Source organism: Variovorax sp. GW823-FHT02B07 (assembly GCF_058797695.1).
This window is the reverse complement of the sequence record NZ_JBXAJX010000001.1, coordinates 789892-802286: the sequence shown is the minus strand read 5'-3', so window position 1 is coordinate 802286 and position 12395 is coordinate 789892. Positions and strand designations below refer to the sequence as shown.

The following is a 12395-nucleotide window of genomic DNA, read 5'->3' as shown; positions in this document are numbered from 1 at the left end:
CCCATGCTCCACGGCTACATCCCGCCCCACCGCTTCCTGCCCTACCTGAGCTGGACCGAAATCGCCGCCCTGCCCGACCGCGAGAACACCGTCATCGTGCTGCCGTGCGGCGCGATCGAGCAGCGCGGCCCGCACCTGCCGTGCTCGGTCGACAGCGTGATCGCCTCGGGCGTGATGGGCAAGGCGCTGGAGAAGCTGCCGGCCGAGGTGCGCGCCTTTGCCCTGCCGCCGATCACCTACGGCAAGTCGGAAGAGCACCTGCACTTTCCCGGCACGGTGACGCTCACGGGCACCACGCTGCTGTCGACCGTGATCGAAATCGGCGAATCGGTGTATCGCTCGGGCTTTCGCAAGCTGCTGTTCGCCAACGGGCACGGCGGCCAGCCGCAGGTGCTGGAGATGGCGGCGCGCGAACTGCGCCTGCGCCATGGCGACTTCGTGATCGTGCCGCATGGCGTGTCGCGCCTGCCCAGCGCGGCGAGCCGGCAGGTGAGCGAGCAGGAGAAGAAGCTCGCGATGCACGCGGGCCACTCCGAGACCGCGCTGATGCTCGCGCTGGCGCCCGACACCGTGCACATGGAACGCGCGGTGGCCAACTTTCCGCCGCCCTTCCCGATCAAGCTGTTGTCGGCCGACGGCCGCCCGGCCTGCGCCTGGACCGCGCGCGACTTCGGCCCCAGCGGCGTGATCGGCGACCCGACCAGCGCCACGCGCGAACAGGGCCTCGAAATCCTGGACACGCTCTCGGACAGCTGGGCCCAGGCGCTGACGGAGCTTCATGCGCTGCGCTGGGTCGTGCGCGAGGAAGCCACCTGGGAGCGCGGCCACCAGCAGGGCTTCATCCAGCAGTCGTTCGTGCCGGCCTGAGGCGCGCGCCTTGCAACGGCTTCGTTCTTCTTTTTCATCCCGCCTTCGAGAGGTCCCCACCATGCGTTCCTTCGCTCTTTCCCTGGCCGGCGCCGCCGCGCTCTCGCTCCTCACGGCCGTCGCACCCGCACAGGCCCAGGACAAGTTCACCTACATGACCAACTGGTATGCGCAGGCCGAGCACGGCGGCTTCTACCAGGCGGTGGCGCAGGGCATCTACAAGAAGCACGGCCTGGACGTGACCATCCGCATGGGCGGCCCGCAGGTCAACATCACGCAGATGATGGCCGCGGGCCAGGCCGACTGCATCATGGGATCGAGCGACATCCAGATGATGCAGGTGCGCGAAGGCGGCGTGCCCGTGGTCAACGTGGCGGCCTTCTTCCAGAAGGACCCGCAGGTGCTGATCGCGCACGACGACGTCAAGAAGTTCGAGGACCTCAAGGGCAAGACGCTCCTGATCGGCGCGCAGGCCAACCGCGGCTACTGGCCCTGGCTCAAGGCCCGCTTCGGCCTGAAGGACGAACAGACGCGCCCCTACACCTTCAACATCCAGCCCTTCGTGGCCGACCCGAACACCGCGCAGCAGGGCTACCTGACCTCCGAGCCCTACGCCATCCAGAAGGCCGGCGTGAAGAGCACGGTGCTGATGTTCAGCGACCACGGCTACCCCTCCTACGCGGTCACCGTGTCGTGCATGGACAAGACGGTGAAGGAGCGCAGCAAGCAGGTCGCCGCCTTCGTGAAGGCCTCGGCCGAGGGCTGGAAGAGCTATCTGGCCGACCCGGCACCGGCCAACGCGCTGATCAAGAAGGACAACCCCAACATGACCGACGACCAGCTCGCCTACAGCGTGGCCAAGCTCAAGGAGATGGGCATGGTCACCGGCGGCGACGCGGCCAAGCTCGGCATCGGCGTGATCACCGATGCGCGCGCCAAGGCGAGCTACGACTTTCTCGTGGCCTCCAAGCTGCTCGATCCGGCCAAGGTCGACTTGGCCAAAACCTACACGACCGAGTTCGTGAAGGACGCCAAGGTCTTGCCCTGAACCTCGCCGCGCCATGAACCGCATCGAACCCCACACCCTCGCGCCGCCGGTGGCGCCCGCCGTGCCCGCTGTCGAAATCCTCTCGGCCGAGAAGACCTACCCCAACGGCACGCAGGCGCTGCTGCCGGTGGACCTGTCGATCGCCGAAGGCGAGTTCGTCACGCTGCTGGGCCCCTCGGGCTGCGGCAAGAGCACGCTGCTGAAGATGGTGGCGGGCATGCTGGAGCCCAGCGATGGGCGCCTGCTGGTGTGGCGCAAGCCCGTGGCGCAGTTGCACGACTGCTCGCACAAGATGTCGTTCGTGTTCCAGTCGCCCACGCTGATGCCGTGGGCCAGCGTGCAGACCAATGTGCGGCTGCCGCTGGACCTGGCCGGCGTGCCCCGCAAGGAGGCCGATGCGCGGGTGACGGAATCGCTCGCGCTCGTGGGGCTGGAGAAGTTCGCCAGTGCGCTGCCGCGTGCGCTGTCGGGCGGCATGCAGATGCGCGTGTCGATCGCGCGCGGCCTGGTCACGCAGCCCGACCTGCTGCTGATGGACGAGCCCTTCGGCGCGCTCGACGAGATCACGCGCCACAAGCTCGACGCCGACCTGCTCGAGCTGTGGCGCAAGAAGAAGCTCACGGTGATCTTCGTGACGCACTCGATCCACGAGGCGGTGTTCCTCTCGAGCCGCGTGGTGATGATGGCCGCGCGGCCGGGTCGCGTGGTCGAGCAGTTCCAGATCGACGAGCCCTACCCGCGCCAGGCCGACTTCATGGTCACGCCCGAGTTCGCGCGCCACGCGAAGCAATTGCAGGACAGCCTGCTGCGCGCCAGCACCACAGAAGAAGAGGAGGCCGCGCCATGAAGGCAGCGACGAAACCCGCGGCGCCCCTGCTGAGCCAGCCGCGCGTGCAGCGCGTGCTCTACCCCGTGCTCATCGGCGTGGTGCTGGTCGCACTGTGGCAGTGGATGGTGGTGGCCATGGAACTGCCGCCCTACCTCGTGCCCTCGCCCTGGCTGATGGTGCAGACGCTGGTGACCGACTGGGCGCCGCTGGGCAGCGCGCTCCTGGTCACGCTGAAGATCACGGTGCTGTCTTTCGCGCTGGCCACGGTGGCGGGCGTGCTGATCTCGTTCCTGTTCGTGCAGAGCAAGCGCATCGAGACCGCGCTCTTTCCGTACGCGGTGCTGCTGCAGGTCACGCCCATCGTGGCCGTGGCGCCGCTGATCATCATCTGGGTGAAGAACCCGGTCGCGGCCATGACGGTGTGCGCGGCGCTGGTGGCGCTGTTTCCCATCATCAGCAACACCACGCTGGGCCTGCGCAGCATCGACCCCGACCTGCAGAGCTACTTCAAGCTGAACCGCGCCACGCGCTGGCAGCAGCTGGTGCGCCTGCGCATTCCGAGCGCGCTGCCCTACTTCTTCGGCGGGCTGCGCATCTCCAGCGGCCTGGCGCTGATCGGCGCGGTGGTGGCGGAGTTCGTGGCCGGCACGGGCGGCTCCGGCGCGGGGCTGGCCTACCAGATCCTGCAGGCGGGCTTTCAGCTGAACATTCCGCGCATGTTCGCGGCCCTGCTGCTCATCTCCCTCACCGGCGTCGCGCTCTTCGTGCTGATGGCCTGGCTCACCAAGGTGGCGCTGGGCTCGTGGCATGCGAGCGAACTTTCCCAGGATTGAAATCGACCATGAACGCTCCCGCTTCCGCCATCGAACAACTGCTGCTCGAACTCCCCGACCTCGACTGGATCACCGACGAAGGCCGCGTCACGCGCCTCTCGCAGGACTTCTCCTGGTTCAGCCCGGTGCTCACGCGCCAGCTGAAGGACAAGCGCGCCGACGTGGTGGTGCGCCCGCGCACCGAAGAAGACATCCGCGCGGTGGTCGGCGCCTGCGCACGCCGCGGCGTGCCCATCACGATCCGCGGCAGCGGCACCGGCAACTACGGCCAGACCACGCCGCTCGCCGGCGGCGTGGTGCTCGACATGACCGGCTACAACGCCTGCCTGTGGGTGCAGCCCGGCGTGGCGCGCGCGCAGGCCGGCATCCGCCTGGGCGAACTCGAGAAGCAGACGAAGCCCACCGGCCAGGAGATGCGCTGCGTGCCCTCGACCTACCGCAGCGCGACGCTGGGCGGCCTGTTCGGTGGCGGCTTCGGCGGCGTGGGCTCGATCAACTACGGGCCGCTGGGCGCCCCCGGGAATGTGCTGGGCATTCGCGCGATGACCATCGAGGCCGAGCCGCAGGTGGTCGAGCTGCGCGGCGCCGAGGCGATGCGCATGCACCACCTGTGGGGCACCAACGGCCTCGTGCTGGAGCTGGAGATCGCGCTGGCACCTGCGCATCCGTGGCTCGAGACGCTGGTGACCTTCGACGACTTCGAGAACGCGCTGAACTTCGCGGACAAGCTCGCTCATGCACCGGGCATCGTGAAGCGCGGCGTCACCTTCTTCGCGGCGCCCATCGCCGACCACCTCGCGCAACTGGCAGCGCACCTGCCGAAGGGCTGCCACACGGTGCTGTCGCTGGTGGCCGAGCAGAGCGAGCCGGCCATGATGCTTTTGGTGCAGGCGCACGGTGGCACCGTGAGCTACCGCAAGACGGCCGCCGAAGTGCAGAAGAGCAACCGCACGCTGATGGAGTTCACCTGGAACCACACGACGCTGCACGCGCTGAAGATCGACCCGACGCTGACCTACCTGCAAAGCGGGTTCATTCCCGGCAAGCATGTCGAGCAGGTCATCGAGATGGAAAAACTGCTGGGCGGCGAGGTCATGATGCACGTCGAGTTCCTGCGCAACGCGGCGGGGCTCCTCACCTGCAGCGGGCTACAACTCGTGCGCTTCAGTACCGAGGATCGCCTGAACGAGATCATCGACATCCACCGTGCGCACCAGGTGCACATCAACAACCCGCACGTGAACATCGTGGAAGACGGCAAGGCCGGCGGGCCGCTGCCGCCGGAAGTCATCGAGGTGAAGAAGCGCTTCGATCCGATGGGCTTGCTGAACCCGGGCAAGCTGCGCGACTGGCCGGTGAAGGCGACGACCGCGAACTGAAGACGGCCTCAGCGAGCGCCCGTCAGCCCTTGCGCGCCGCGCTGCTTCGCTGCGCCGGCGCCAGTGCCTTGAGCGCCTGCACGAACTCCTCGAGGAGTGGGGAGCGGTAGGTATTCGGACGTGAGAAAAGCGAGATACGCCTTGGAATCGACAGCGCGTCAACGGGAATCACCTTGACACCACGCGCCTGGGGCAGTGCGAGCACGGAGACCGGGACGATGCCCATCAGATCGGTCGCTGCAAGCACCGGCAGCGACCAGGACGCACTGAAGTGCACCTCGATCGCGCCTTGCGGCGGCGTCGCGCCCGCGGAGCGAAATACCTCGTCCAGCTTCGCGCGCGCGGCCGAATGAACGGACGGCAGCACCCAGGAAAATTTCGACAGATCGCCCATCGTGAGACGGCGACGCGCAAAGACCGGATGCCCCACGCGCGCCACGGCGACGAGCGCATCGGTCAGCAGATCCTCATGCACCAGGCCGTGCGGCATGGATTCATAGGTCGGAATCACGGCGACATCGAGCAGGCCCTGGCGCGTCCAGTCGATCAACTCGTCCGAAGACGCCACTTCCAGGCGCACATGCATGCCCGGGCGACGGGGCTGCAGCGCCGCAAGCGCCGGTGAAAGCACGGCATCCAGAACCGCCAGCGTCGCGCCCACACGGATGAGCCCGGCACGTCCCGCGCGGACGTCGCCCGCATGACGAAGCGCCTCGTCGTGCTCGGACTTCATGCGTTGCGCACGTTCGCGGAACGCGACGCCGAACGGCGTGAGCGTCATGCCGTGGCCCGAGCGCTCGAAGAGACCGAGCCCCATCTCGTCCTCCAGCCGACGGATCGCCTTGGAAAGCGCCGCGGCCGTCACCGTCAGGCTGGTTGCCGCACGGGCCAGCTGCCCATGGCGCGCCACTTCCAGGAAGTAGTCGAGGTCGCGTGCCGAGAATGACATGAATAAAAGTTAATGAAGATTTCCCAATTGGAAACACTCGAATCCTAGCCGTTCCTAGACTGCAGTCGCAATGAGTCCCTCCATGAACCCACCCAACATTGTTCTCATCCTGGCCGACAACCTCGGCTGGGGCGAGCTCGGCTGCTACGGCGGCGGAGCGCTGCGGGGCGCGCCTACGCCACGCATCGACGCGCTCGCCAGCCAAGGCCTTCTGCTGCAGAACTTCAATGTCGAGAGCGATTGCGTGCCGACGCGCTCCGCGCTGATGAGCGGGCGGCATCCGATCCGCACGGGCTGCCTGCAGTCGGTGCCGCCCGGCCTGCCCCAGGGCCTGGCACGCCGCGAGATCACCCTGGCGCAGTTGCTCTCGGCGCAGGGTTATGCGACTGCGCACTACGGCAAATGGCACCTGGGCGATGTTCAAGGCCGTTTCCCGAGCGACCGGGGATTCGACGAGTGGTACGGCATTCCGCGCACCACGGACGAGAGCCAGTTCACGGCCAGTGTCGGCTACGACCCGAGCGTGGCGGACATCCCGTACATCATGCAGGGCCGTGCGGGTGCGCCTTCGCAGAACGTGGAGGAATACAACCTGGATTCGCGCCGACGCATCGACGAGACGCTGACGAGCCGGTCCTTGGAATTCATCCAGCGCAACCACGCGGCACAGAAGCCGTTCTTCCTTTACCTGCCGCTCACGCACCTGCATTTCCCCACCCTGCCTCACCGCGATTTCGCGGGCCGCACCGGCCATGGCGATTTCGCCGATTCCATGGTCGAGATGGACCACCGCGTGGGCCAGGTCATCGACGAGATCGAGCGCCTCGGCATTTCAGAAGACACCCTCTTCATCTTCGCGAGCGACAACGGCCCCGAGTTCCGTGCCCCTTACCGCGGCACGGCCGGTCCCTGGCGCGGCACCTATCACACGGCCATGGAAGGCAGCCTTCGCGTGCCGTGCATCGTGCGCTGGCCGGGCAAGATCGCCGCGGGCCGGGTGAGCAACGAGATCGTGCACGTCACCGACCTCTTCTCCACGCTGGCACGCGCGGGCGGCGCCCGCATTCCCGAGGACAGGCCGATCGATGGCATGGACCAGATGCCCTTTTTCCTCGGCGAACAGAAGTCCTTGCGCGAGGGCTTTCTCTTCCATATCAAGAACGAGTTGCGCGCAGTGAAGTGGCGTGACTGGAAGCTGCACTTCTACTGGGAGCCCGAGGTGAACGAAGGCAAGGGCAAGCTCGAATCGCCCTATCTCTTCAACATCACGCGCGACCCCAAGGAGGAGTCCGATGTGCTCGTCTACAACACGTGGGTCCTGGGGCCGATCCAGCGGCTGGTCCGTGCTTTTCATCAGAGTGCGACAGCACATCCTCACACGGCGCCGGGAGCGCCCGACTGAGGCCGCGGGCTCTCGACGCGCTCGCGCATCTCTCCACCGTCCCAGAAGGCTCACCCATGTCCAAGCATCCAGGCGGCCGCCGAGGCCTCTTTCTGATCTTCAGTGCACTCACGGCGCTGGCTTCTTCTCCAACGCTCGCGCAAGAGAAGTACCCCTCTCGAGCGATCACCTGGGTCGTCGGCTACCCACCCGGGGGCAGCGTCGATGTCGTCACGCGCCTTGTCGCCCGCAAGCTGGAGGCGACGCTCGGCCAACCCATCGTGGTCGACAACAAGCCCGGTGCCACGGGCTCGCTCGCGCTGCGGTATGTGGCAACCCAGCCGGCCGACGGCTACACCCTGGTGACGGTTCCCGGCCCGGTGCTCACGAGCATCCCGATGCCGCAGATCGGCAAGGAGATGAGCGCCATCGCCATGCTCGCCAAAGGCTCCACGGTCCTCGTGGGACCGGCACGGCCCGATGCGCCCAAGGACCTCAAGGCCCTGCTCGCAGACGCGTCCGCCCACCCGGACAAGTACAGCTACGGCTCTTCCGGCAACGGCACCGGCCAGCACCTGACCGGGGAACTCATCCAGGCACTGACAGGCGTGACGATGACGCATGTGCCCTACAAAGGCGGCAACCAGGCGGTGACCGACGTGATCGGTGGACAGATCCCCCTGGCCGTGCTGGGCATCACGCCCGTGCTGCCGCACATCAAGTCCGGCAAGCTCAAGGCGTACGGGGTCTCCACGGCGACCCGTTCTGCCTCCTTGCCCGAGGTGCCGACACTCAGGGAAGCCGGCATCACCAACTTCGAAGCGAGTCAGTGGTTCGTCCTCGCTGCGCGCACGGGCCTCCCGGCAGACCGAAGCGATCGCCTCAACGAAGCGGTGGCACAAGCCCTGAAGGACCCGGAGGTCATGAAAGGCTTCGAGAACGTCGGCATGTTTCCCGAATCCCACAGCGCGAAGCAGACCGCCGACTACATCCACACCGACATGCGGCGCTGGGCAGACCTTGTGAAGAAGAACAAGATCGCGATCGACTAGCTAGCGTGTGGAGTGAACCCCATCGACGGGACTGCAGGGGTCGTCATCCAGACGCAGACATCCCGAGTGAGACGGCGAAGCACAGTCAACAGCCGCCTGGCCAATGAAAAAGGGCGTTCACTGAATTTCAGTGAACGCCCTAGGTCGTTGTGTGGGGCTGGGGTCTATTGAAAGTTCTGGCCTATCCGGCATGAATTCTAGATAGTAGATCGACTTGCAGGGTCTCTATACCCCCGTTTGTACCCCCACTTTCGGATCGGTGCTCATGCACCAAGAATCACCCAGTGGCTCCCAAAGAAAGAGCGACGAAATCACCAGCCAATCTGAAACCTAGTATGACTGGCGGCTGTGCAACGGGAACGGTCAGTCGCCGCTCACCAGGGAGTTCACGGTGTGACACTTAAAGCCGGCTGTGAACTCAGTCAACAACACATCGCTCAGGGCGCCTGCAGTGCCATCAGCGTTGGATGAGCGGCAAAGTCTTCAAGCGATGTATTGAGAAGCGTTGCGAAGGTAATCGAGCGTCCACCGCCTCCTTGCCTCAGCTTCCGAAGTGCGGAATGCCATGCAGCTTGACCTGTGGATTGGAATTCCAAGCGAGACAGGTCGCCGCCCGCTCGACTCCAAATTTCCTGGTCCCGAGGCCCGAGCGGGTACAGGGTTACTAGCGCCGATTCAAGAACCGTCCACGGTTCCTGAGTCGGCACTGCGGATCCCACCTCCACCAAACCGCCAAGCACAGCACCCTTCTTGCCACCTAAGCTCAAGGCGACTGCGAAGTTCAGCTCGAGATCGTCTGCTTTGAAGATTGGATGCTGGTCATCCGGGATCTGCTTCGGGACTTCTTCTGCGACGTAGTTAAAGAGGTCGAAAAGCCTGATGAAGCCGCTACCAGCTTTGTCGGCAGCGCCCCGAAGACCTGCCAATAGTGCTGAGGTGAAGACGCTATTTCGGGCGCCTGGGAACACCGCGGAAACTTCGTCAGCACGGCACGACGCCATGAGCGCACGACCGCTGCCTGTGGCTAGCTTTGCGAATGTGTTCGGCGAGTAGCCTGACTTGAACGCGTGGCCTTTGCCGTCCGTCAGTGACTTCGAGACAGCTGCGCCGCCCGCATGGCAGGCATCGATGAAGACAAGCACTCGCTTGGCCTTGATTCTTGACAGCGCCTTGCCGAACTCCTCAGAACTGATGGATGTCCCCTCTATATCAGAGAGATCGGTGTCTACCGTGACCAAAACGCTGTCTTCATCTCCAGGGATGCCAACGACTGCGCCGTGACCCGAGAAAAATACGCAAACCGTGTCATCGGTGCCAGCGCGGACGGCCAACTCCGCCAGGCTAGTCAGAATCGCCGCCCGCGTGGCTTGGCTGTCCAGTAGCGTGGTTACGTTCGCGGGGTTGTAGCCGCAGTAGGCTGTCGACGTCAGGGTGGCTGCGACGTCTCGAGCATCGTTCAAGATGGCGGCAGGCAAGTCCGAGACTTGCTGGTAGTTCGCCACGCCGATGAGCAGGGCGTGACCTTGTGGATAGCTGGGGGGATTCATAGGTCAAAGGCTTTCTGGTCGCGTCAACGCCATCCGACGATGTCGGTGTCGCTCGCGAAAAGGCTAAGCTTGTCGCTCGCGCTGAAATCGTTGCACATCACTCCCAGCAGGTCGCGGACAAGCGGGCGGCCGCCGTAGCGAAGAGACTTGAGCGCGGAGTGCCACCGCGTCCGACCGTTCTGCGACTGCCCTGGGAGGTCGGAATTCTTGCCCCCCGCGCGGGACCAGAGCTGGTCGTGATCCGGTCCGGTGGGATAAAAGTCGCACGCAATCTCTTCAAAGGCCCGCCACTTGTCCTCGATGCTGGGCTTCGAGATTCCAAGCCTCCATCGCTGGAAATAGGATAGAGAATTTGCGCATTGCTGCAGCGCTGGCGTTAAATCGTGCCGGCCGCCAGCGAGACGGTCGCAGAGATGGTGGATCGCACGGTCCCAGCGTCTGGCGGCCACAAGGACACCAAGCTGGATGGAATCTGCGTGGGGCAGGGAGCGATTGACGCGCAACAGATGGTTTAAGAAGCCCATGAATGCGTCCTCGCGGAACGCGGGTAAGGCACTCACGATTGCCAGGCTTGTTTTCGGTGGAACTGCCGCTCCCTGAAGCACCAACTGAAAATCGGAGCTCGCCAACACTGCGCCTTCGAGCTCGGACTCCGGTGTTGTCATGGCGTTGCCGCTAACCGCGGCGTTCAACCATCCATTGGCGGTCGCTTTCAAGTACAAGTCGCGGTGAGAGGCAGGCAGTAGCGACCAAAGCCGCTCCCGATCCGGTGCCGTGGTCAAGTCGGCGAGTGGTGTCCGTGCCAGCGCTTCAATAAGCCCAGCAAATGGGGCGTTGCCGCTGCTGAGCTGAGCGAGGACGTTGTCTCGGGCATCGACAGGGTTGCTCGGCGCACTCCACAAAGAATTGTTCTTCCCAATGGCTCCAGCCCACACCTTCTGCTCCATCAGGTCTGCGCAACGGATGCCCGAAAGCATCTTCGGATGCGTAACCGAGAGATCACCGCACATTTCTACCAGGCGGTCGTCCTTCAGATCGAGCGTGGTCTGCAACATCTCAGCGGATGTCGCATGCCGGAGTGCTGCTTGCAAGCCAGCTTTGTTATCAGGTTTCCTGTCGACCTTGAGCTGTTGCTCCGCAGCTGCGCGAGGGGACATGAGGGCTGCCAGAGCCGTGCCATGGGCCGTCAGCCATCCCTTTTTTAGCAAGAGCGAGGGTGCTGCAGGTGCCTTAGTGGCGCTGAGCTTCCGAGGCGCAGCTCGCACCAACAACGCTTCAGAAGAGGCGTCAGATGGCAGAATCTCCGTCGCGATGGCGAAAGCCGCATGGCTCAACTCGGCCCATCGCCAGATGGCCTCCCAAAGGCCCGATCCCGTTGTACGCCCCGCAATGAATAGCCCGCTCGTCACTGCTTCGCGCCAAGCGGGGAGAGCAAGGTCGCTGTTGGCAGATGCTTCGACAAGCGCGATCAGATCCGCATCCTCGGTCTGCGCAAAGTCGAGCTTGCTGACCAGAAGGCCTACGGCGGACCAGAGCGCCATCGCATTGTCGAAGCTCGGCAGCTCTAGATTCCTCATCAGCATCAGCTGCTTGCAACTGGCGGCGGGGACCAGCGCCGCGAGTAGCGCGATCAGATTCGCCTTCAGCTCTCCGCCGAGATTAGACCTATTGGACAGGCCGTCGACCAGTCGCACGGCTTTGAGTAGATCGTCAAAGCTGTCGACGTTAGCGATCAGGCTGTGAAGCCTTTCGAGCCTGGCCAAGTCTTTGATGGCGATGGCCTCAAGTCCAAGCTTCCGAGCCAAGTCGACGTACGGCCTCGCGTCCTGCTGACCACACAAAACCGCCGCAGACGGCGATTGAGGGGCCTGGTCGGCCGGATTGACGACACGATGCCTTATCCAACGCGCCTGCAACTGCTCTGGTGTGCACACAATCACCGGCCCAGGCTGGGCCTCTAAATCCTTGGGGCCAAAGCTCAGCCGGAAGGCGAAAGTCTGCCTCATGGACGGCCATAGGTGCCGCCACAGCGCAGCCACCAGCCTTTCAAAGCCAGCTACGCCCAACCAAATCACCGGGCCTTGCTGTTCCGCCAAAGCATTGGCGGCACCGACTAGGTCCAACGGGGGACTCTGAGCCCCGGCTTCGACCTCGATGTCTAGGGCGGTGAGTTCGACGGGGAAGGAATCAGGGGACTTGGCCAATCGTTCAAACAGCGCAGCTAGGTCATCGGCCTGGCACATGGCGTCCAAGCGGACGATCAGTGCGTGAGTCAGCACCATGCCGCCGCGCGACGAGCCAGAGTCAAAAAATGTCCGCGCCAGGACGTAATGCCCATCAAAAGGGAAACCTCGAACAAACGGCGACCACGCCAAGACATCCGGCGGAACGCCGTCGGGGAGATCCAGCCTGGCGGCGACACTCACGGCGACCGACGACTCGGTGCTTGAGCCTTTGAGGCCGTGCCCACGCCCTTCGACCTCTCCGTACAGCGCTTGCTCGACGCGCAT

At 64.6% G+C, this 12395-nt stretch carries 10 protein-coding genes; 7 read left to right on the top strand and 3 right to left on the bottom strand.

What is annotated here, in order from left to right; all coding sequences use genetic code 11:
- Positions 1-3 precede the first annotated feature (3 nt).
- From AC1RGU_RS03820 to AC1RGU_RS03800, 5 genes are all read left to right on the top strand, one after another.
- Positions 4-867, top strand: a complete 864-nt coding sequence (locus AC1RGU_RS03820; RefSeq protein WP_492694855.1) for a creatininase family protein — start codon at positions 4-6, stop codon at positions 865-867.
- Between the two features lie 61 nt (positions 868-928).
- Positions 929-1915, top strand: coding sequence for an ABC transporter substrate-binding protein (locus AC1RGU_RS03815; RefSeq protein WP_095744428.1), 987 nt, complete (start codon positions 929-931; stop codon positions 1913-1915).
- 13 nt (positions 1916-1928) lie between these two features.
- A complete protein-coding gene (locus AC1RGU_RS03810; protein WP_492694853.1) occupies positions 1929-2762 on the top strand; it encodes an ABC transporter ATP-binding protein in 834 nt (277 codons plus the stop codon).
- Positions 2759-3577 (top strand): ABC transporter permease, encoded by an 819-nt coding sequence (locus AC1RGU_RS03805; RefSeq protein WP_492694851.1) that lies wholly within the window; start codon positions 2759-2761, stop codon positions 3575-3577. The genes AC1RGU_RS03810 and AC1RGU_RS03805 overlap by 4 nt, the downstream gene beginning before the upstream one ends.
- Before the next feature lie 8 nt (positions 3578-3585).
- Positions 3586-4956: an FAD-binding oxidoreductase gene (locus AC1RGU_RS03800; protein WP_492694849.1), complete on the top strand. Its 1371-nt coding sequence runs from the start codon at positions 3586-3588 to the stop codon at positions 4954-4956.
- A 22-nt stretch (positions 4957-4978) separates the two neighbouring features.
- Here AC1RGU_RS03800 and AC1RGU_RS03795 read toward each other — a convergent pair whose 3' ends face one another.
- Positions 4979-5905, bottom strand: a complete 927-nt coding sequence (locus AC1RGU_RS03795; RefSeq protein ID WP_492694847.1) for a LysR family transcriptional regulator — start codon at positions 5903-5905, stop codon at positions 4979-4981.
- Positions 5906-5987: 82 nt separating this feature from the next.
- On the opposite strand from AC1RGU_RS03795, the gene AC1RGU_RS03790 reads away from it, so the two are divergent.
- Complete coding sequence (locus AC1RGU_RS03790; protein WP_492694845.1) at positions 5988-7307, top strand: arylsulfatase; 1320 nt, start codon at positions 5988-5990, stop codon at positions 7305-7307.
- A 56-nt stretch (positions 7308-7363) separates the two neighbouring features.
- Positions 7364-8338 (top strand): Bug family tripartite tricarboxylate transporter substrate binding protein, encoded by a 975-nt coding sequence (locus AC1RGU_RS03785; RefSeq protein ID WP_492694843.1) that lies wholly within the window; start codon positions 7364-7366, stop codon positions 8336-8338.
- Between the two features lie 437 nt (positions 8339-8775).
- Here the strand turns inward: AC1RGU_RS03785 and AC1RGU_RS03780 are convergent, their stop codons facing one another.
- Both AC1RGU_RS03780 and AC1RGU_RS03775 read right to left on the bottom strand, forming a co-directional pair.
- Positions 8776-9885 carry a caspase family protein gene (locus AC1RGU_RS03780; protein ID WP_492694841.1) on the bottom strand — a complete coding sequence of 370 codons (1110 nt, stop codon included), beginning with the start codon at positions 9883-9885 and terminating at the stop codon, positions 8776-8778.
- A 23-nt stretch (positions 9886-9908) separates the two neighbouring features.
- On the bottom strand, positions 9909-12395 hold the full coding sequence (locus AC1RGU_RS03775; RefSeq protein ID WP_492694839.1) for a GAP1-N1 domain-containing protein: 2487 nt from the start codon (positions 12393-12395) through the stop codon (positions 9909-9911).

Excerpts from the sequence above, each read along its gene's own strand:
- AC1RGU_RS03790 (WP_492694845.1), top strand. The coding sequence starts at position 5,988 with ATGAACCCACCCAACATTGTTCTCATCCTGGCCGACAACCTCGGCTGG.
- AC1RGU_RS03820 (WP_492694855.1), top strand. The coding sequence starts at position 4 with ATGCTCCACGGCTACATCCCGCCCCACCGCTTCCTGCCCTACCTGAGC.
- AC1RGU_RS03805 (WP_492694851.1), top strand. The coding sequence starts at position 2,759 with ATGAAGGCAGCGACGAAACCCGCGGCGCCCCTGCTGAGCCAGCCGCGC.
- AC1RGU_RS03785 (WP_492694843.1), top strand. The coding sequence starts at position 7,364 with ATGTCCAAGCATCCAGGCGGCCGCCGAGGCCTCTTTCTGATCTTCAGT.
- AC1RGU_RS03775 (WP_492694839.1), bottom strand. The coding sequence starts at position 12,395 with ATGCGCGTCGAGCAAGCGCTGTACGGAGAGGTCGAAGGGCGTGGGCAC.
- AC1RGU_RS03800 (WP_492694849.1), top strand. The coding sequence starts at position 3,586 with ATGAACGCTCCCGCTTCCGCCATCGAACAACTGCTGCTCGAACTCCCC.
- AC1RGU_RS03780 (WP_492694841.1), bottom strand. The coding sequence starts at position 9,885 with ATGAATCCCCCCAGCTATCCACAAGGTCACGCCCTGCTCATCGGCGTG.
- AC1RGU_RS03815 (WP_095744428.1), top strand. The coding sequence starts at position 929 with ATGCGTTCCTTCGCTCTTTCCCTGGCCGGCGCCGCCGCGCTCTCGCTC.
- AC1RGU_RS03810 (WP_492694853.1), top strand. The coding sequence starts at position 1,929 with ATGAACCGCATCGAACCCCACACCCTCGCGCCGCCGGTGGCGCCCGCC.
- AC1RGU_RS03795 (WP_492694847.1), bottom strand. The coding sequence starts at position 5,905 with ATGTCATTCTCGGCACGCGACCTCGACTACTTCCTGGAAGTGGCGCGC.